The following is an 18166-nucleotide window of genomic DNA, read 5'->3' as shown; positions in this document are numbered from 1 at the left end:
TTAATGTGTTAATGTGAAGATGAATCCTGCTAAGGAAAATCTTATTTTGAAGTTAAGTTTCGAGTTCTCTTTGGGAATAATTGCATTTTCCGAAAAGTTGAGAGAACATAAAAAATATGAAATGGCTTCTCAAATCTTTAGAAGTGGAACTTCTATTGGTGCTAATGTACATGAAGCGCAAAATGCTGAAAGTAGGGCAGATTTTATTCATAAGTGCAAAATAGCCGCAAAAGAAGCTGATGAAGTTTTGTACTGGCTGCTGCTCTGCGAAAAATCTGAATATTATTCTAGACCAAGCCAGTTACTGTTTGATCAGTTAAAATCTATTACTCTCATTCTATCGAAAATAATTTCAAGTAGTAAAAAGAAATCAGCAAATTGACACATTTTCAAATCTCCTAATTAGAAAAAGATGTTAAACAAAGAAGGCATAGCGCAACGTATAGCAAAAGAAGTTAAGGACGGATATTATGTAAACCTCGGAATTGGCATTCCTACACTGGTAGCTAATTTTGTACGGGATGATATTGAGGTGGAATTCCAAAGCGAAAATGGAATCTTAGGAATGGGCCCTTTTCCTGTTAAAGGAACCGAGGATGCCGATCTTATTAATGCAGGAAAACAAACCATTACGGCCTTGCCCGGAGCAAGCTTTTTCGATTCGGCCATGAGCTTTGGGATGATTCGCGGCCAGCATGTAGATTTGACTATTCTTGGTGCTATGGAAGTAGCTGAAAATGGAGACATCGCTAACTGGAAAATTCCCGGGAAAATGGTAAAAGGTATGGGCGGCGCCATGGATTTGGTGGCTTCCGCAGAAAATATTATTGTGGCCATGATGCATACCAACAGGGCGGGAGAATCAAAGTTGCTAAGACGCTGCACGCTGCCGCTTACCGGGGTGGGCTGCGTTACCAAAATTGTTACCAACCTTGCCGTTCTAGAAGTCACTAAAGAAGGATTTAAACTTCTGGAAAGAGCACCGGGGGTTTCAGTGGAAGAAATAAAAAAAGCCACAGAAGGCAAGCTAATCACAGAAGGGGAAATTCCTGAAATGCAACTGTAAATTTTAAAAAAGTTCTTCCGTAAAAATCTTATCCATCAATTCCTGTGGAATGTGACTCAAGATTAGTAAGGAATTCAATGGCTTCATTAAGCGGAACAATTTGCCCTCTGGCATTTACCTGGTTAAAATAATCGTGCCATCCGGCATCTGCCACCGCTTTTTCCAGTTTTTCCACGTATTCCAGGGAAGGCATTTTCCACACCGCCATGTACCGGTAGTCGCTGCGGTACGGAGTGTGCTCATCATTTAAAGCCCAGCCCACGTTCTCAACTCCGGCCTTACTTAATTCCTGGATGCCCGCTCCTACTTTCTCAAAGTAAGCGCGCCTTTCTTCTTTAGAAAGTTTCATCCATTCCTTGGTAACATTCCATAATTCAATGTATAGGTACATAATTGATGTTTTTTAATTACACATTTATTTCAAAAGAGAGCACAAACTGGCCCGCCTTCTCCCTTAAAGGTAGCAAACCTATGGCGTTTTAATCTTAATATTTGGCTAAATGTAAGGGGCTTATACCTTTGTGACCTCTTCAGGAGAAAGTAATTTTTCCCGGCGGAATTTAAGGACGATCTGCGCGATGGCAATCACATCTTTTTCACAATAAGTAATAATCCGCGGCATTTCATTCTGGTAATAGCATTTTCTAACCTGTTTTCCATTTATATCGTCTTTTGGGCTGGGAATTCCGAGGATGCTGGTTAACAGTTTTAGTGAAGTGTAATGTTTATAGTCGCCAAATTTCCACAGCTCCATCGTATCCAGATGCATCACTTCCCAGGGTTTTTTCCCGGAAAGGTGCAGCTTTGGAGGTAAAGCAACATCATTTATAATCATTCTCCTGGCGATATAAGGAAAGTCGAATTCTTTGCCATTATGGGCACACAAAAGATGCTCCGGCTTATTAAAGTGAGAATTTAGTAATGCTGAAAATTCCTGAAGCAGTTGTTTCTCCTCTCCATAAAAAGTGGTGGTCCTGAAGCTTCTCCTGCCTTCTTTAAACCTAAAATGCCCTACGGAAATGCAGATAATTTTTCCAAATTCTGCCCAAATCCCCGCCCGTTCATAAAATTCTTCTGCGGTAAATTCCTCTTTACGCTGGTAGCGGGTTTTTTCTTCCCAAAGTAATTGCTTCTCTTCCGGCAGGTCTGGGAAAGACTCTTCTTCAGGGACAGTTTCTATGTCCAGGAAAAGAATATGTTCCAGGTTAATTTTTTCCAGCACGATTCAGCATTTTGTATGCTTCATCAATATACATAAAGAAATCGGGAGAATGTACTGCTCCTTCTTCTTTTCTGATAAGGTCCTGCCCCAGGCGAACAATAATGAGTTTGTCTTCAGGAATAACAATTACATATTGCCCGCGTATGCCGCGCATGTAAAAAATTTCCTTGTTCCGGTAATTGCTTAGCCAGAAACCGTAACCGTATTGCGGACTTTCCTTAAACCTGGGCCGGATAGATTTCGCTACAAACCCGGAATCCAGGACCTGCTTTCCGTTCCACTTCCCGCGGTGCTCATAAAGCTTACCGAATTTCGCAAAATCGCAGGCGTTGGAAGCGATGCAGCAGTAAGCTTTTTCCATCCCGCTTTCCCGGCTATCCAGCTGCCATAAAGCATCATCTTTCATTCCCATGGGTTTCCAGAAGCTCTGGCTAAGATATTCAGAAAGCGGCAACTTTGTGGCTTTTTCTATAACCATTCCCAAAAGCTGAATGTTGCCGCTGAGGTATTTAAACTCTTCCCCCGGTTGCTCCACCACCTTAAGGTCCAGCACCAGTTCGCGTATGTTATCATCAAAATAAGCCCTTGCTGTCATTCCAAAGGGATTGTAATAATCTTCTTTCCAGTTTAAGCCGGAAGCCATAGAAGCCAGGTCTCCTACTTTTAAAGAGGAATCAAACTGCGGAAAGAAGTCTGATACCGGCTGGGAAAGGCTTTTTATATAACCCTCCATGATCGCTTTTCCCAGCAAAGCTGAAACAATGCTCTTGGCCATGGAAAAGGAATTTGTTTTGGAAGCGGGTCCGTAATCCTGGTAATATTTTTCAAACCAGATGCTGTCGTTTTTAATGATAAGAAAAGCGGCCGTACCGAGTTCTTCATTCAATTCTTCCAATTCTTCAGTGGCTTCAACTTCATTGTAATTGCGATGTTCTGGCCAGGCTTGAGGTTCATCGGATGCGAAAATTGTGCGGTTTTCAAATTCAGGATAATCATCTATATAAGCGGTTTTATGGCCCTGGAGATAGGTAACCTGGATTCCGCGGAGCAAATAATCGTAACCCAGAAAATGAAGAAGCAATACCGCGACAAGAATAAATGCCACAACAAATCCTGCTATTTTAAGCAACTTTTTCATCTTCCTAAACTTCTAAAATAGGGATTGTTGTACAGGCGGATTTTCATGTTCCAGCAGCCATTTTTTTCGTTGAACCCCACCGGCGTATCCGGTTAAAGAACCGTCGCTGCCAATTACCCTGTGGCAGGGAATCACAATCCAGAGCGGATTTTTGCCGTTTGCTGAAGCTACCGCCCGGATGGCTTTTATATCGCCAAGTTGTTTTGATAATTCCAGGTAAGAAAGGGTTTTGCCATACGGGATTTCCTGTAAGGCTTTCCATACTTTCTTCTGAAAATTGGTTCCGGAAGGATTCAATTTAAGGTTGAATTTTTTGCGTTTCCCCTCAAAATATTCATTTAGCTGAAGAATTGCAGGCAATAGTACTTCAGGAATATTGGAACTCAGTTCTTTTTGTTTCTCAATAATTTTAATTTCTGAAATACCGTTTTCATCTCCTTTAATTTCAGCTAAACCAACAGGGGTATTAAGAATTGCCATTTTCATCTTTGTTCTTTTCCTGAGATTTCTGTTGCATGAGGCCCAGCCTTTTTGCGCGCTTTTCCCAGTTCTTCCTGGCCAGCACCTGCATATCTTCAATATTATCACTCTCGTCCATAATTTCAAGCCCCAGCAGTGTTTCTATAATATCCTCCATAGTCACCAGGCCAACGGTATTCCCATATTCGTCTACAACCATAGAAATATGGGTCCTTTTCTGGACAAATATTTCAAATAATTCCGGTATTGGAGTGGTGGCATCGGTTACTGATATTTCCCTTTTTAAGCTGCTCAGGGGTTCCGGGCCTTTTTCGTCTATCATTTCTTCCAGCACATCATCTTTCAGGATAAACCCGGTAATATTATTCGATTTTTCCCTGTAAACAGGGATACGGGAAAACTTTAAATTCTTATGGTTGTTATGAAAAGCTTCAATGGTAGTGGTTTCATCTTCGGTAACCGCTACCGAAAATGGCGTCATCACATCTTTCGCCTTAACCGATTTAAATACGAGCAGGTTTTTGATCACGGTGGTTTCACTTTCTTCAAAAACGCCTTCTTCTTTGGCGGCATCAGTTATTGCGGCAAATTCTTCCTTGCTCATGGAATGTACATGGGCAGATTTGCCGATTAACCGGGTGGTGAGCATCATAAGCCATAGAACCCCGGTGTATTTCAGCGGAAAAATCATAATTTTCAGGGTTTTGGCCGTAAAATTCCCCAGGGATTTCCAGTAGGTGGCGCCTATGGTTTTGGGAATAATTTCAGAAAGTACAAGTATGGCAATGGTCATAATTGCAGAAACAATTCCCACGGCATTGCTCCCGTCCCCGTATGTTTTTTCAGCCTGTACCCCTACCAGAATGGCACCTACGGTATGCGCCACGGTGTTCACGGTAAGGATGGCAATAAGGGGTTTATCTATATCCTGCTTATAATTGGAAAGGGTGTGGGCATAACTTTTACCTTCCTTCGTTTTAATTTTAATATAAGAAGGCGTGAAACTCAGCAATGCGGCTTCCAGGACAGAACACATAAATGAAAAGAAAATGGACAGGAATGCAAAGGTGAGAAGTAATCCCATGTTAATTTTAGAAGTTTTTAAAACTCTAATTTAGGCATTCTGGCACCAAATTCTTCCAAATAAAATATAAAATGGGGCAAAAGCGTTAGAAACACCCGCTTTTCTGTGGTTCTGGCTTAGGTTGGGTTATAATTTCTTTTTCGATCATAAACCTGGTAAGCTCCCGTGTAAAATCATCCAGGTCCTGAACAGGCTGCTTTAAAAGTATACTGATTTCTTTTAATTCCTGTTCACTTGAACCCTGGTGGTCCAGCAGAATATTCAACCCCTGAATCTGGCTAATAGACTGCCTTACTTTATGATTGGTAATAAAAAGCATTTCTTCCACCATTTCTATTCTCTTCTTTTTGTAGTTGTTATGCCTTTCTGAAAGTGAGCGGTACCGCAGGGCAATGAGGCAGGAGGCCCAAATGCCAAAAATGGACAGCAACCGGTCGTAATAAACGGAATTGTCATGAATAATATCTTTAAAAAGGTACACATTCAAAAGAATCAGAAAGGTAGACACCAGCGAACAGAAGAGGATGACCCTTTTTTTCTGGTTAAAAACAATGGTGATGGAAGTAAGGTATAAAACGCCAATAGCGGTGCCTGGCGGAATATGATAGTCAATTACAAAAACTATTATTATACTTAGAGCCGCAGCAAGGCGGGTGAGAAATGAATTATTCATTGCAGGATCTTTAAAAATCCTGAAGTGGTGAGGCTCCACTTCAGGATATAATTAATTATGCGGAAAGATTCATGTGGATTAGCTTCTCCCATCTTTCTGCCAAAAATAACCTTGCAGCCATATCTGCCGCTTCCGGGCCATCTTCGTCATAAAACATGATTTCGGTAACCTTGTCTTTCCCGTGATTTTCCAGAAGTTCAATGCTAATTTGAACAATCCTTTCGCGGCCTCTGGAGCGATCGGCATTGGGAACAGCTTTTTTTAAAATCTTGCTGTTGTCTATTTTGTTTAAATCTATAATATCAAACTGCATGTTGTTTTGGGGTTCAATTACCACGAGCTTCCTGGCCTGGGCATCAAGGCCCAGCAGCAGCGTATTGGAGATTTCGGTATAGTCGAACTTCAATTTTTGAGTTGAGCCTACTTCATTTAATTTTTTCAGGCGTTTCTTATCCTTGTGGTTCTGCATCCAGATCGCGTAAAGTATTGGCCCTACAAAGAGCAACAGCAATGTGCTGCCAATAATAATTGATGGTGTATCCATTTTTTAAATTTTTAGGTGAGTATTTGCCGGCAGGGATGAAATAGTTGCTTAAATTAAAGCAGCATCAGGTTTTCCCTGCTTTAACGGGTTTTTACCGTTTGGGCTTTAAATTTGGCTAAGTGCCTTTTTCACCAAAAAAAGTTAAATGGAAATATTTGCAGCTCCAGAAGGATCCTGAGGTCCAGGAGATATGGCCAGGAACTATATGCTGCTGAAATTTTATTAGAAAGAAAACTGGAATGAATTCCGGCAGGGAAATAAGCCGCCCCGTTTAAAAGATCCTCAGTAACCTGCGATGCTGATTCTGTAGCTAATTCTTCAAGAAAAACAGCATTACGGTTTTGGTTTGACTGCAGATAATGGTAATCCCCGGCATCAAAATGATCGGAAATTAAGCAAGTGACAACAGCCGTATGGCCGGTGGAGCTGTAGAGCAGCACCAGCAGAAGGGGAAGCAGAATATTTAACCTGTTGAATTTCACTGCATAAATGTACGCAGAAAGTGAATTCGATGTTCAATTTTTCAGCATAAAAAAAGCCATTAACAGGAAAAACTTAGACCTCCTGAAGTTACTTCAACTTGGAGTGTTTTGCCTGTTAACAGCTGGAATATTTCGATTTCTCAGGAAATTAGTTTTACCGCATCCTTTGCGAAATAACTGGCCACCATATTGGCGCCGGCACGCTTTATGGCAGTTAACTGTTCCAGCATCACCGCGTCATGATCCAGCCAGCCTTTTTCGGCAGCAGCCTTTATCATGGCATATTCGCCGCTTACCTGGTAAACTGCTACCGGCACGTTTACGGCATTTTTAATATCCCGAACGATATCGAGATAGCACAGCCCGGGTTTTACCATTACGATGTCGGCTCCTTCTTTTATGTCCATAAGCGTTTCTTTTACCGCTTCATCACGATTGGCGGGATCCATCTGGTAAGTTTTCTTGTCCTTTGGGATGTTCTGTGCATCTACCGGTGCCGAATCCAGCGCGTCGCGGAAAGGCCCATAAAATGCCGAAGCAAATTTGGCGCTGTAGCTCATAATGCCGGTATCATAAAATCCTTCATCTTCAAGAAGGCTCCTCATTTCAAAAATGCGCCCGTCCATCATATCGCTGGGCGCTACAAAATCGGCGCCGGATTTGGCATGAGACAGGGCCATTTCAGCTAAAACAGCGGCAGAGTCATCGTTCAGTATTTTCCCGTCGGCTACAATTCCGTCATGTCCGTAAGAAGAATAAGGGTCTAAGGCAACATCTGTCATTACCAGCATTCCAGGAACGGCATTTTTTACGGTCTTTACCGCCCGTTGCATAAGCCCGTCCGGATTTAAGGCTTCGCTGCCTGCGTTGTCTTTTAAATTTTCAGGAACTTTTACAAAAAGCAGTACAGATTTAAGCCCAAGGCTCCACAATTCCTTCACTTCCTTTTTCAGCAAATCCAGGCTTAACCTGTAATAACCAGGCATAGAAGCGATTTCTTCCTGTATGTTTTTCCCTTCCACCACGAATAACGGCACAATAAAATCATCTGGAGTAATGGCAATTTCCCTCACCAGGCTTCTTATGGCTTCGTTCGTTCTTAATCTTCGGTTTCGTATTAGCATGGCTCTAAGTTGTAAGCTTTAAGCTGTAAGCTTCAAGCGGTTCTACAAATTATTTTTAATTTTTTGAACTAATGAAAACAGCATTTTCTTTATTTCATTAATTTATCTGAAAGTATTTTATCTATAAAACTTAATTCTGTGGAAACTAAAATTAAATATTCAAGTTCAAAAGCAGAACCCGAGGAAATATGTAAAAAGCGGAGAAATTCTTTTTGAGTTTCTCTTCCGCAGCCTTCCACAATATTAGTTGGAATAGAAAGAGCGGCCCTGTTCATCTGGGAAATCAGGTTGAATTTTTCGTCTGCAGGAAAAGTCCTGGTGATTTTATATATCTCAAGAACCAATGCATGAGATTTCTGCCAGACCTTATAGTTTTTGTAATCAACCATATTAATATTTTAAAAAAGCATAGAGCTTATTGCTTTAAGCTTAAAGCTACTCAACCCACTCCCTTGGTTCCATTAACACTTCTACCAGTTTTTCTTCTTCGCTTCCCGGCTTGGGCTGGTGATCGTAAACCCATTGCACGTGGGGTGGCAGGCTCATTAGAATGCTTTCAATCCTTCCATTGGTTTTTAACCCGAACAGGGTGCCTTTATCGTGCACAAGGTTAAATTCTACGTAGCGTCCCCTCCTAATTTCCTGCCAGTTTCGCTGTGCTTCAGAATAAGGCAGTTCCCTGCGTTTTTCAACTATGGGAACATAGGCTTCAAGGAAACTGTCTCCAACCCGGGTCACAAAACCATACCAGTCTTCTATGCTCATTTCTGCGGAAGCTTTGCAGTAATCGAAGAACAACCCACCGATTCCGCGGGCTTCATCCCTGTGAGAATTCCAGAAATATTCATCGCACTTTTTCTTGTATTGCGGATAAAATTCAGGATTCGATTTGTCGCAGGCCGTTTTGCAAACCTGATGAAAATGCGCCGCGTCTTCTTCAAAAAGATAATAGGGAGTTAAATCCTGACCTCCCCCAAACCACTGGTCTATGGTTGTTCCATCTTTATCATACATTTCGAAATAGCGCCAGTTGGCATGCACGGTGGGCACCATCGGATTTTTGGGATGCAGCACAAGGCTTAAGCCACAGGCAAAAAAATCGACTTCCCCAACTTTAAAATATTTTTGCATGGCGGGGGCAAGCGGGCCGTGTACCGCCGAGATATTCACCCCGCCTTTTTCAAAAACAGCACCGTTTTCTATTACCCTGGTCCTTCCGCCGCCACCTTCAGCACGTTTCCAGATATCCTGCTTAAATTTAGCCTTACCGTCTATTTCTTCTAATTTAGAGGTAATGCTGTCCTGCAGGTTCTCGATATACTTATAGAATTGCTCCTTCATTAAATTAAGGATTTTGCATCGTTCATTTTCTGAATAAGGGAGAAGGAAAAGGTTTTGCTTTCCTGCTGTGAATACTGATAAAGTGCCAAGGCTTTTTGGGCAAGCGAACTTTCGAGTTCTACGGGTTCAACTTCAGCCATTTTAAGAAAAAGATCACCCAATTTTTCATAATTTGAAGCCTGGAAATGTTTTTCCTGAAGTATTTCAAGTATTTCCCGTGGCGCTGAATTTTCTAAGCTTTGCAGTTCAAGGTCAAGCTTTTCCTTAAGCCGGTTGGTTAATTTTTTACGCTGCTCTTTTTCCCATAAATCAGGCACCATTTCCCACTCCAGCAAATCATCAAAAACTTCGTTTCGTTTTTGCTCCTCTTCATCTTTAAAACCTTTCCGCAACATAATGTCTATTTATATTCTTTAACCGCATCTACAAAAGCACGGGCATTTTCAACGGGGATATCGGGTAAAATACCGTGGCCCAGGTTGACGATATAGGCGTCTTTTCCAAAATCATCAATCATCTGGTGTACCATTTTACGAATCTGCGCCGGTGGCGAATACAACCTGGAAGGATCAAAATTGCCCTGCAGGGTAATGCTCCCGCCGCTTAAATAACGCGCGTTCCGGGCAGTACAGGTCCAGTCTACACCCAGAGCCGCAGCACCCGATTCTGACATTTCCTTGAGTGCGAACCAGCAGCCTTTTCCGTAGGCAATAACCGGAACCTGCCCTTTTAGAGCATCAATAATCTGTTGCATATACCTCCAGGAGAAGGTTTGATAATCTGCAGGGGAGAGCATCCCGCCCCAGGAGTCAAAAAGCTGCACAGCATCTACCCCTGCGGCCACTTTTGCCTTGAGGTACGCGATGGTGGTATCGGTAATTTTTTGAAGCAGGGCATGCGCCGCGGCCGGATTGGTGAAGCAGAATTTTTTGGCCAGATCAAAGTTTTTGGAACCCTTTCCCTGTACGGTATAGCACAAAATGGTCCATGGGGAACCGGCAAAACCGATCAGCGGCACTTCATCATTAAGTTCCTGTTTGGTCATTTTTATGGCATCAAAAACATACTGAAGTTCTTCGTGCACATTGGGCACATGAACCTTCTGCACATCTTCCAGGGAGCGTACAGGACTGGGCAACCAGGGGCCAACGCCGGGCTTCATTTGTACCTCGATGTTCATGGCCTGCGGAACCACGAGGATATCGCTGAATAAAATGGCGGCATCCGGACCAATTTGCCTGATGGGCATCACGGTAATTTCAGTAGCAAGTTCAGGAGTGCGGCAACGGGTGAAGAAATCGTATTTTTCTTTTAACTTCATAAAATCGGGCAGGTACCTTCCCGCCTGGCGCATCATCCAAACCGGGGGCCTTTCTACCGTTTCCCCTTTTAGTGCTTTAAGTAATAAATCGTTTTTGATCATATTTATGTCTTCTTTCTCTTAATTTTTATACCTACAAGGTTTTGTAAACCTTGCAGGAGTTTCTGCTAACGTGAGGTCTTTTTTGACCTTGTAGGTTTTAAATTAAATTATTATTCAAGTCTAAATTTTTCTTCTATTTCCAAATTTCTAATTTGATGAGTATCTATAAAATTTTCCCTGTTTTCAAATAAATTCAACACATCCTCTCGTTTTAAAAGCGTTTCTTTTTTCGAAATTAATGAAGAGTAAGAAGAAAAGCTGTAGTTTTCAAAATCTTCTCCAAAGTGCATTTTTGGGTTCAAGTGAACATATAAAATTAGCCTTTGAAGGTATTTTTCCTGTGTAAGTTCAATTCTCTTAAAATGTTTTTCAAATAAGCTTCCCGTCCTTTCCTCCCGTTTATTAAAAGCCTTGGCATAAGCATTAAATAAATTGGAAAAAGCCTGAGTGACTAATTTCGGCTCGGCTTCAATACGTATTACAAAATGAAAATGGTTGCTTAAAAGGCAATATGCGAAGGTAGAGACGTAAGTGGAAAGGTACTTTTTGTACAGATTTAGAAAATATTGCTTATTGGCATCATTGGTAAAAATGATACAACCATTAATCCCTCTGTTGTAGATGTGATAGTATTTATCTTCTATTAATGATTCCAGTTTCATTGGCTTTTCTTAAAACCTTTGGTTAGCTAATTTAGGACCTACAAGGTTTTTTAAACCTTGCAGGAATTATTGCTATCCTGCAAGGTCTTTTTTTGACCTTGTAGGTATGAATTACCTAAATCCATTTACATGAGTTCGAACTTTGATACCCGCCAGATTTTCAAAGACCTGTGAGGTTTAATAATTATATCATCTTCTAAAATATTTCACCACCTGTACAATTACATTTTCAATACCGGGGCTGTTCGCAACAACAATATTTCCGGTATGCTTTTTTGCTTCGGAAGCCGTGGTTTCCCCAATGCAAAAAGCGATTGAATCTTTCAATTTGTTATTTTTGGTGTAACTCTGTACCGCACTCGGACTAAAAAACAGCACTCCTTCAAATTCCTGCTGAAATTGTTGAAAATTCAGGCTTGTTTTATAAACTTCAATTTCTTCAAAAGCGATATGATGCTTTTTTAAAGCTGAAGGAATTTCGTCCCTTCTTTTATTTCCGCAGAAAAAAGTGAACTTCTCTTCCCTGTGCTTTTCAAAGATGAGCTTTGCCAGGTCTGCTCCGTAATTTTCGATTGCGACAACCTCGTATCCATGTACCTTTAAATATGCCGAGGTTTTATTGCCAACGCAGAAGCACTTTTCTGCCAAAATTCCTTTTGTTTGAATGGCCTTAGCGGCATTTTTGCTGGTAACAATGGCATTTTTAACAGGGGCAGCCAGGTTAAAATCTGTAAAATCGATCTTAATGGCATCATATTCCACAAATCCAATCCCGCCATTTAAAACAAGTTGCTTTTGAGAGGGGGAAAGCACTTTTGTGGAAAGAATTGTGGGCATATTTTATTTTTTCATCACCTTTTTAAACTCCAGCATTAGCTCCCGGCCGCCATTGTCCAGGATTTCTTCTGCACAGCGGCTTCCAAAGCCTTCAACTTCTTCAACAGCAACTTCTTTTTCCATCTCAAATTTCTGTTTCCCGTCTATGCTGAAAAGCGCGCCTTTAAAATGCACAATTTCGTCCTTAACAGTTGCCAGCGCTCCAATGGGCGCGGTACAGCCGCCTTCCAGTTTCTTCAAAAATTCCCTTTCTATATGAACGGCTATTTTTGTTTTACTATGGTTAAGGGCATTTAGGGCGTCCCTGCAAAAATCGTCTTTTTCCATAGCCACCACCAGCATTGCGCCCTGGGCGGGAGCGGGAATCATCCAGTCCAGGTTAATAAAATTATCGGGTTTTAGATCGATTCTTTCCAGGCCTGCGGCAGCAAAAATAGCGCCGTTCCAGCTGTTTTCTTCCAGCTTATTCATTCGGGTGTTCACATTTCCCCGAAGGTCTACAACTTTATGTTCCGGATATTTGTTCAGCCATTGGGCTTTGCGGCGAAGGCTTCCCGTGGCAATGGTACCTTCAGCCTCTAAAAAATCAAGGCCTTTATGTACAAGGATATCTTTAAAATTGGCCCTTTTCATCACCGCGGCTTCCACAATGCCCTTTGGAAGAGCGGTGGGCACATCTTTCATGGAATGTACGGCAATATCAATATCGCCCTTAATCATGGCCACATCGAGGGTTTTGGTGAAAATACCCGTAATGCCCATTTCGTAAAGTGGCTGGTCCAGGTTGAGATCTCCCGAAGATTTTACCGGTACAAGTTCGCTCTCATGGCCCAGTTTCTCCAGCGCGGCCTGTACGGTTTTTGCCTGCCAGAGGGCAAGCTCACTGTCCCTGGTGCCAATTTTTATAATTTTGTTCATTTTTGAAGCTCTTCAAGCTGAAACACGCGTTGGATGAGTTCGAGGCTTTCATCTGTGGTATTGGTGTCCTCTTTTAAATGGTTGGCAAAATGCTTCATAATCTTTTGAATGATGCGATTGCTAACAATTTCAGCCTGTTCGTTATTAAAGTCGGCTATTTTTTTACGCTGAAAGTCCAGTTCGGCATCTTTCATCGTCCGTAATTTTTTCTTTAGGGCTTTAATAGTAGGGGCGAATTTGCGGGTTTCAAGCCATTTGTTGAAGTCGTTTTCCACCTCCCCTATGATGATTTCGGCCTGCGGAATAAACTGTTTCCTTCGTTCCAGCGTCTCATCGGTAATTTTGGAAAGCTGGTCCAGGTGCACCAGTTTCACATTCTCGATTTCCTGCACATCTTCTGAAACATTCTTGGGAATAGACAAATCCAGCACTAAAAGCTCTTTTTTGCAGTAGATAAGCTCTTTTGAAATGGTGGGGTTCTGCGCGCCCGTGGCCACAATTAAAATATCGGCTTTCCTTATTTCGGCCTGCAAATCGGCATAATCCTTAACCACCAGGTTAAATTTACCTGCGATTTTTTCAGCCTTATCCTTGGTGCGGTTTATAAGGGTAATATGGTCGTTTTGAGTATGCTTTATAAGGTTTTCACAGGTGTTCCTGCCAATCTTACCGGTACCGAAGAGCAGAATGTTTTTTTCTGAAACATTTTCAATATTATTCAGAATATACTGAACAGAGGCAAAAGACACCGAAGTGGCGCCGCTGGAAATTTCAGTTTCGTTTTTTATGCGCTTGCTGGCCTGTATTACCGCGTTTACCAGCCTTTCCAGAAATGCATTGGCCATTCCTATTTTCTTTGAGCGGATAAAAGCTGTTTTTAACTGACTTATAATTTCGAAATCACCCAGTATCTGGCTGTCCAGGCCTGTCCCCACGCGAAACATATGGGAGATTGCCTTCTTGTTTTTATGTACATACGCCACCTTTTCGAATTCCTCCACAGTGCCGTGAGTGTGTTCGCAAAGCAGCTTTATAAGTTGAAACGGGTGTTGTGCAAAACCATAAATTTCGGTGCGGTTACAGGTAGATGTCACCAGGATGCCGTCTATGCCTTCCTCCTTTGCCTGCTCCAGCAGCCTAATTTTGGCGTCTTCATCAAGGCTAAAATGCCCTCTTATCTCGGCATCGGCCTTTTTGTAGCTAAGGCCTATCGTGTAAAAATGTTTTCCTTTTGAAATATGAAAATCTTCCATGTACCTATTTAGGGTCTAGGGGAGCAAAAGTAATATTTTGAAAAAGGAAAAAGTAACGCTGGAGGTACTAAATATGTCGATTCGTGATAATAATCATATAAATAAAGGCTCTGATCTGAAAATACCTTACTTTTGTGGTAGTATGAAAGCGAAAATTTTTCGCTGTTTAATTTCGTTCTAAATAATAATTTTTAAGGATTATGGTTTCCGGAGAAAAAAATACCGCTGTAGGTTTTGTAGAGGAAATTAAGGTGGAGGAGGGTTTTTTTGTGCTGAAGTTCCAGAATGACGGTAAGGAAACGCAACAATTTGTTCGTGAGATAGATAGTAGTTTTATCCAGTTTCACTTCAGCGTAAAGGGCCATGGCAAATTTTTGTTCAATAACAGCAATTATGAGCTGCCGTTGGTAGAAGAGAATTCGCTTTTGCTGTATAACCCGCAGCGAAGCCTGCCTTTAAATTTGTCATTAGCGGCAGATTCGTGGCTTATTTCCCTGGTGATTTCCATCAAAAAATTCCATTCGCTTTTCTCCCAGGAAGCCGATTATATCACGTTCCTAAGTGCCGAAAACCGGGACAAAAAATATTATAAGGACTCGCCTGTGTCTCCTTCCATGGCAATTGTGCTGAACCAGCTGATGAATTTTAACCTAACCCCCAGCATTAAAAACCTCTATTTTAAGGCTAAGGCTTTCGAATTGCTCAGCCTTTATTTTAACCGCACAGAAGATCCCGATGTGGAGCAGTGCCCTTTTTTAAGTGATGAGGAAAATATTCTAAAAATAAGGAAAGCCAAGGATATTGTGATTGCCCGAATGGCCGAGCCGCCTTCTTTGCAGGACTTGGCAGACGAAATAAATTTAAGCCTGAAGAAACTAAAAGAAGGATTTAAGCAAATTTACGGCGATTCCGTTTATAGCTTTTTGTTCGATTATAAAATGGAATTTGCCAGAAAGTTGCTGGATAGCGGCGAGTACAATGTAAATGAAGTTGGCCTGAAGGTGGGTTACAGCACTTCCAGCCACTTTATCGCGGCTTTTAAAAAGAAATTTGGCACCACTCCAAAGAAATATATTATGTCCATGCCTTCCCCGGGATAGGTGGGAAAGCTTCTATAAGGCCATAAAAAAGTATAATGCAACGGGGCTTTAGCCTTTATTTTATAGTCCTATTTTTGTGCTGAAAAAGAAAAAGATATGAGTAAAGGTGTGCTCCTTGTAAATTTGGGTTCTCCTGATAGTACCAATCCAAAAGACGTTAAAAAATATCTTGGTGAATTCCTGATGGATGAGCGGGTTATCGATGTGCCTTACTGGGCGCGAACGCTTTTGGTGAAAGGAATAGTTCTTAACACCCGCCCTAAAAAATCGGCCGAAGCTTACCAGCGCATCTGGTGGGAAGAAGGCTCACCACTTATCGTGCTGTCTGAAAGGCTTCAGGAGAAAATTGATGATATTACCTCGGTGCCCATAGCCCTTGCCATGCGGTATGGCACGCCCAATATTTTGTCAGGCCTCAGGGAACTGCACGAAAAAGGGGTAGATGAGGTACTGCTTTTTCCGCTTTACCCGCAGTTTGCCATGGCCACAACAGAAACCATCCTGGTTTTAGCGGAAGAACTTCGGAAGGAACATTTTCCAGATATGAAATTCACCACGGTGCCGCCTTTTTATAATCATCCCGATTATATAAGGACGCTGGCCAACAGTATTTCAGAAAAACTTGAAGGAATAGATTTTCAGCATTTGTTATTTTCTTATCACGGGGTGCCGGAAAGGCACATCAGGAAGAGCGATATTACCAGTTCACATTGTAAGATCGACGGTTCCTGTTGTAAAACAGCTTCGGCCGCGCACCAGTTTTGTTACCGTCACCAGTGCTTTGAAACCACAAGACTGGTTGCCGAGTATCTCGAGTTAAAGGAGAACAGTTATAGTGTTTCTTTCCAGTCCCGCCTGGGGTTTGACCCATGGCTGCAGCCGTATACAGACAGGACCATTGAAAGATTTGGAAAGCAGGGCATGAAAAAACTTGCCATAGTCACTCCGGCTTTTGTTTCTGACTGCCTGGAAACTTTAGAAGAAATAGCCATGGAAGGGAAAGAGATTTTCCATGAAGTAGGGGGAGAGGAGTTTACTGTTGTTCCCTGTTTGAATGACAGGAAGGACTGGGTAAACGTAATGGCCAGGTGGATTGATGAATGGGCTCATCAAAAGCCTGTTGAAGCCTGATGGCAAGAAGAAACGCGGAGGCATTAGGGAATGAACCTGTAGGCAGGCTGCTTATCCGGCAGGCCGTACCCGCATCTGTGGGTATCCTGGTAATGTCCCTAAACATCCTTATTGATACTGTTTTTGTTGGAAATTGGATAGGAGCTACTGCCATTGCCGCGATAAATATTGTATTGCCAATCGCCTTTTTTATAGCTGCCCTGGGAATGGCTATAGGCGTTGGGGGATCTTCCATTATTTCCCGCGCCCTTGGGGCAGGGAAAAGGGAGAAAGCTTTAAACACCTTTGGCAACCAGATAAGCATAGCCCTTCTCCTTACCATTGGTATGGCTGCCGCCGGTTTAATTTTCACCAATCAGCTTATCCCGGCCTTTGGTGGCCGCGGGGATATTTTTGGCCTTGCTAAAATCTACTACAGGGTCATCCTTTGCGGGGTTCCTTTCCTGGCTTTCTGCATGATGGGAAACAGCGTGATACGGGCCGAAGGAAAACCCAGGTTTGCCATGGCAGCCATGATTATTCCTTCGGTGGGGAATTTAATCCTGGATTATATTTTAATCTACCAGCTGGATTTGGGGATGCTGGGCGCCGCCTGGGCCACAACCGCCTCTTATATTTGCTGTTTCCTGTATATCCTCTGGTTTTTTCTTTCCGGGCATTCCGAATTAAAAATAAGGCTGTCCCATTTGGGTTTTGACCGCGCGATTATAAAAGAAATTTCTTCTTTGGGTTTTGTAACACTGGCACGGCAGGCGCTGGTGAGCATCACCTATTTGTTGATGAACAATATCCTCTATGAGCTTGGCGGGGAAAATTCGGTTACCATTTATGCCATTATAGGAAGGATGCTCATGTTTGCCCTCTTTCCCGTTTTGGGCATCACCCAGGGTTTTTTGCCAATCGCAGGCTTCAATTATGGCGCGAAAAAATACCCTCGGGTAAGAAAGAGCATCAATACGGCCATTCTCTACGCGGTGATTTTAGCCATTCTGGTCTTTAGCGGCATTATGTTCTTTGCTGAAGAGATAGTCTATATTTTTACTGATAACAGCACTGTTATTACCAAAACCCCCAATGCCATGCGAATAGTTTTTGCGGCAACTCCTGTTGTTGCCCTTCAGCTTATAGGCGCGGCATATTTCCAGGCGGTGGGAAAAGCCACTCCGGCTTTTTTGCTTACCCTTACCCGGCAGGGCTTCTTTTTTATTCCGCTGGTACTCGTCCTTCCGCGGTTTTATGGCGAAACGGGCGTATGGCTATCTTTTCCCATTGCTGATCTTCTTTCTACCATAGTAACGGGTTATTTTCTGAACCGCGAAATTCGCAGGAATCTTATCCTTTCTTAGAAAAAGCTTTTCAGCGTATTATGGTATATTTGTTTTAAAGCCGGGGTTATGAATATAAATCAATTAAAAATAGAACTTCTTCAGAAAATTATTGACTGTAACAACACAGAATTATTGATGGAAATACAAAGCAGCTTTAGCTCTTTTTATCCTGAAGTAAATGAAGGTCCACAACCATATTCTAAAGATCCGAATATTTCAGCACTTTCTGAAAATCAGCAAAAGGAATTAGAAAACCGATATCAGTCTTTTCTGAAAGGTGAAACTAAAACAGAGGATTGGGAAAAAGTAAAAGCAGAAATAAGTAAAAAGCATGGCTTTTAAAATCTCCATTACTATTTA

23 protein-coding genes are annotated in these 18166 nt (G+C 42.1%); 6 read left to right on the top strand and 17 right to left on the bottom strand.

What is annotated here, in order from left to right; all coding sequences use genetic code 11:
• Nucleotides 1-19 precede the first annotated feature (19 nt).
• Complete coding sequence (locus RM553_RS04675; RefSeq protein WP_311533789.1) at nt 20-382, top strand: four helix bundle protein; 363 nt, start codon at nt 20-22, stop codon at nt 380-382.
• 30 nt (nt 383-412) lie between these two features.
• The gene (locus tag RM553_RS04670; protein WP_311533788.1) at nt 413-1066 is read left to right on the top strand and encodes a CoA transferase subunit B; all 654 of its coding nucleotides are present in this window, start codon (nt 413-415) and stop codon (nt 1064-1066) included.
• Nucleotides 1067-1094: 28 nt separating this feature from the next.
• On the opposite strand, the gene RM553_RS04665 is transcribed toward RM553_RS04670, so the two are convergent.
• The 17 genes from RM553_RS04665 to hemA all read right to left on the bottom strand — a co-directional run bounded on the left by RM553_RS04665 (nt 1095) and on the right by hemA (nt 14247).
• On the bottom strand, nt 1095-1457 hold the full coding sequence (locus RM553_RS04665; protein ID WP_311533787.1) for a DUF6616 family protein: 363 nt from the start codon (nt 1455-1457) through the stop codon (nt 1095-1097).
• 120 nt (nt 1458-1577) lie between these two features.
• Nucleotides 1578-2288, bottom strand: coding sequence for a 3'-5' exonuclease (locus tag RM553_RS04660; RefSeq protein ID WP_311533786.1), 711 nt, complete (start codon nt 2286-2288; stop codon nt 1578-1580).
• Complete coding sequence (locus tag RM553_RS04655; protein ID WP_311533785.1) at nt 2272-3426, bottom strand: serine hydrolase domain-containing protein; 1155 nt, start codon at nt 3424-3426, stop codon at nt 2272-2274. Before RM553_RS04655 ends, RM553_RS04660 begins: the two co-directional genes overlap by 17 nt.
• A 12-nt stretch (nt 3427-3438) precedes the next feature.
• On the bottom strand, nt 3439-3912 hold the full coding sequence (locus RM553_RS04650; protein ID WP_311533784.1) for a methylated-DNA--[protein]-cysteine S-methyltransferase: 474 nt from the start codon (nt 3910-3912) through the stop codon (nt 3439-3441).
• Nucleotides 3893-4990 (bottom strand): hemolysin family protein, encoded by a 1098-nt coding sequence (locus tag RM553_RS04645; RefSeq protein ID WP_311533783.1) that lies wholly within the window; start codon nt 4988-4990, stop codon nt 3893-3895. The genes RM553_RS04650 and RM553_RS04645 overlap by 20 nt, the downstream gene beginning before the upstream one ends.
• A gap of 85 nt (nt 4991-5075) precedes the next feature.
• Nucleotides 5076-5663, bottom strand: a complete 588-nt coding sequence (locus RM553_RS04640; RefSeq protein WP_311533782.1) for a hypothetical protein — start codon at nt 5661-5663, stop codon at nt 5076-5078.
• A 55-nt stretch (nt 5664-5718) separates the two neighbouring features.
• Entirely contained in the window at nt 5719-6207 is a 489-nt protein-coding gene (locus RM553_RS04635; protein WP_311533781.1) for a hypothetical protein, read from the bottom strand.
• Nucleotides 6208-6335: 128 nt separating this feature from the next.
• Entirely contained in the window at nt 6336-6689 is a 354-nt protein-coding gene (locus RM553_RS04630; protein WP_311533780.1) for a hypothetical protein, read from the bottom strand.
• A 140-nt stretch (nt 6690-6829) separates the two neighbouring features.
• The gene (gene hemB, locus RM553_RS04625) at nt 6830-7813 is read right to left on the bottom strand and encodes a porphobilinogen synthase (RefSeq protein WP_311533779.1); all 984 of its coding nucleotides are present in this window, start codon (nt 7811-7813) and stop codon (nt 6830-6832) included.
• A gap of 89 nt (nt 7814-7902) precedes the next feature.
• Nucleotides 7903-8202, bottom strand: coding sequence for a four helix bundle protein (locus RM553_RS04620; RefSeq protein WP_311533778.1), 300 nt, complete (start codon nt 8200-8202; stop codon nt 7903-7905).
• A gap of 46 nt (nt 8203-8248) precedes the next feature.
• A complete protein-coding gene (gene hemF, locus RM553_RS04615; RefSeq protein ID WP_311533777.1) occupies nt 8249-9154 on the bottom strand; it encodes an oxygen-dependent coproporphyrinogen oxidase in 906 nt (301 codons plus the stop codon).
• Nucleotides 9154-9549, bottom strand: a complete 396-nt coding sequence (locus RM553_RS04610) for a hypothetical protein (RefSeq protein ID WP_311533776.1) — start codon at nt 9547-9549, stop codon at nt 9154-9156. The genes hemF and RM553_RS04610 overlap by 1 nt, the downstream gene beginning before the upstream one ends.
• 5 nt (nt 9550-9554) lie before the next feature.
• Nucleotides 9555-10577: a uroporphyrinogen decarboxylase gene (gene hemE / locus RM553_RS04605; RefSeq protein ID WP_311533775.1), complete on the bottom strand. Its 1023-nt coding sequence runs from the start codon at nt 10575-10577 to the stop codon at nt 9555-9557.
• A 110-nt stretch (nt 10578-10687) separates the two neighbouring features.
• Nucleotides 10688-11239: a hypothetical protein gene (locus RM553_RS04600; protein ID WP_311533774.1), complete on the bottom strand. Its 552-nt coding sequence runs from the start codon at nt 11237-11239 to the stop codon at nt 10688-10690.
• 189 nt (nt 11240-11428) lie between these two features.
• Nucleotides 11429-12076, bottom strand: coding sequence for a uroporphyrinogen-III synthase (locus RM553_RS04595; protein ID WP_311533773.1), 648 nt, complete (start codon nt 12074-12076; stop codon nt 11429-11431).
• Between the two features lie 3 nt (nt 12077-12079).
• On the bottom strand, nt 12080-12994 hold the full coding sequence (gene hemC / locus RM553_RS04590; RefSeq protein WP_311533772.1) for a hydroxymethylbilane synthase: 915 nt from the start codon (nt 12992-12994) through the stop codon (nt 12080-12082).
• The gene (gene hemA / locus RM553_RS04585) at nt 12991-14247 is read right to left on the bottom strand and encodes a glutamyl-tRNA reductase (RefSeq protein WP_311533771.1); all 1257 of its coding nucleotides are present in this window, start codon (nt 14245-14247) and stop codon (nt 12991-12993) included. The genes hemC and hemA overlap by 4 nt, the downstream gene beginning before the upstream one ends.
• 200 nt (nt 14248-14447) lie before the next feature.
• Between hemA and RM553_RS04580 the strand changes: the two genes are divergently transcribed.
• From RM553_RS04580 to RM553_RS04565, 4 genes are all read left to right on the top strand, one after another.
• A complete protein-coding gene (locus RM553_RS04580) occupies nt 14448-15347 on the top strand; it encodes an AraC family transcriptional regulator (protein ID WP_311533770.1) in 900 nt (299 codons plus the stop codon).
• A 96-nt stretch (nt 15348-15443) separates the two neighbouring features.
• A complete protein-coding gene (gene hemH / locus RM553_RS04575; protein WP_311533769.1) occupies nt 15444-16478 on the top strand; it encodes a ferrochelatase in 1035 nt (344 codons plus the stop codon).
• Entirely contained in the window at nt 16478-17824 is a 1347-nt protein-coding gene (locus RM553_RS04570) for an MATE family efflux transporter (protein WP_311533768.1), read from the top strand. The genes hemH and RM553_RS04570 overlap by 1 nt, the downstream gene beginning before the upstream one ends.
• Before the next feature lie 48 nt (nt 17825-17872).
• Nucleotides 17873-18148: an addiction module protein gene (locus tag RM553_RS04565; RefSeq protein ID WP_311533767.1), complete on the top strand. Its 276-nt coding sequence runs from the start codon at nt 17873-17875 to the stop codon at nt 18146-18148.
• The last annotated feature ends 18 nt before the right edge of the window (nt 18149-18166 follow it).

The sequence above is a fragment of the Autumnicola tepida genome, from assembly GCF_031846485.1.
Lineage (GTDB): Bacteria > Bacteroidota > Bacteroidia > Flavobacteriales > Flavobacteriaceae > Autumnicola > Autumnicola tepida.
Note: the sequence above shows the minus strand (reverse complement) of the source record. Positions and strands in the feature narration are given on the sequence as shown.

Coding starts and splice junctions, on each gene's coding strand:
- RM553_RS04675 (WP_311533789.1), top strand. CDS start 20: ATGAATCCTGCTAAGGAAAATCTTATTTTGAAGTTAAGTTTCGAGTTC.
- RM553_RS04670 (WP_311533788.1), top strand. CDS start 413: ATGTTAAACAAAGAAGGCATAGCGCAACGTATAGCAAAAGAAGTTAAG.
- RM553_RS04665 (WP_311533787.1), bottom strand. CDS start 1,457: ATGTACCTATACATTGAATTATGGAATGTTACCAAGGAATGGATGAAA.
- RM553_RS04655 (WP_311533785.1), bottom strand. CDS start 3,426: ATGAAAAAGTTGCTTAAAATAGCAGGATTTGTTGTGGCATTTATTCTT.
- RM553_RS04650 (WP_311533784.1), bottom strand. CDS start 3,912: ATGAAAATGGCAATTCTTAATACCCCTGTTGGTTTAGCTGAAATTAAA.
- RM553_RS04645 (WP_311533783.1), bottom strand. CDS start 4,990: ATGGGATTACTTCTCACCTTTGCATTCCTGTCCATTTTCTTTTCATTT.
- RM553_RS04640 (WP_311533782.1), bottom strand. CDS start 5,663: ATGAATAATTCATTTCTCACCCGCCTTGCTGCGGCTCTAAGTATAATA.
- RM553_RS04635 (WP_311533781.1), bottom strand. CDS start 6,207: ATGGATACACCATCAATTATTATTGGCAGCACATTGCTGTTGCTCTTT.
- hemB (WP_311533779.1), bottom strand. CDS start 7,813: ATGCTAATACGAAACCGAAGATTAAGAACGAACGAAGCCATAAGAAGC.
- RM553_RS04620 (WP_311533778.1), bottom strand. CDS start 8,202: ATGGTTGATTACAAAAACTATAAGGTCTGGCAGAAATCTCATGCATTG.
- hemF (WP_311533777.1), bottom strand. CDS start 9,154: ATGAAGGAGCAATTCTATAAGTATATCGAGAACCTGCAGGACAGCATT.
- RM553_RS04610 (WP_311533776.1), bottom strand. CDS start 9,549: ATGTTGCGGAAAGGTTTTAAAGATGAAGAGGAGCAAAAACGAAACGAA.
- hemE (WP_311533775.1), bottom strand. CDS start 10,577: ATGATCAAAAACGATTTATTACTTAAAGCACTAAAAGGGGAAACGGTA.
- RM553_RS04600 (WP_311533774.1), bottom strand. CDS start 11,239: ATGAAACTGGAATCATTAATAGAAGATAAATACTATCACATCTACAAC.
- RM553_RS04595 (WP_311533773.1), bottom strand. CDS start 12,076: ATGCCCACAATTCTTTCCACAAAAGTGCTTTCCCCCTCTCAAAAGCAA.
- hemC (WP_311533772.1), bottom strand. CDS start 12,994: ATGAACAAAATTATAAAAATTGGCACCAGGGACAGTGAGCTTGCCCTC.
- hemA (WP_311533771.1), bottom strand. CDS start 14,247: ATGGAAGATTTTCATATTTCAAAAGGAAAACATTTTTACACGATAGGC.
- RM553_RS04580 (WP_311533770.1), top strand. CDS start 14,448: ATGGTTTCCGGAGAAAAAAATACCGCTGTAGGTTTTGTAGAGGAAATT.
- hemH (WP_311533769.1), top strand. CDS start 15,444: ATGAGTAAAGGTGTGCTCCTTGTAAATTTGGGTTCTCCTGATAGTACC.
- RM553_RS04570 (WP_311533768.1), top strand. CDS start 16,478: ATGGCAAGAAGAAACGCGGAGGCATTAGGGAATGAACCTGTAGGCAGG.
- RM553_RS04565 (WP_311533767.1), top strand. CDS start 17,873: ATGAATATAAATCAATTAAAAATAGAACTTCTTCAGAAAATTATTGAC.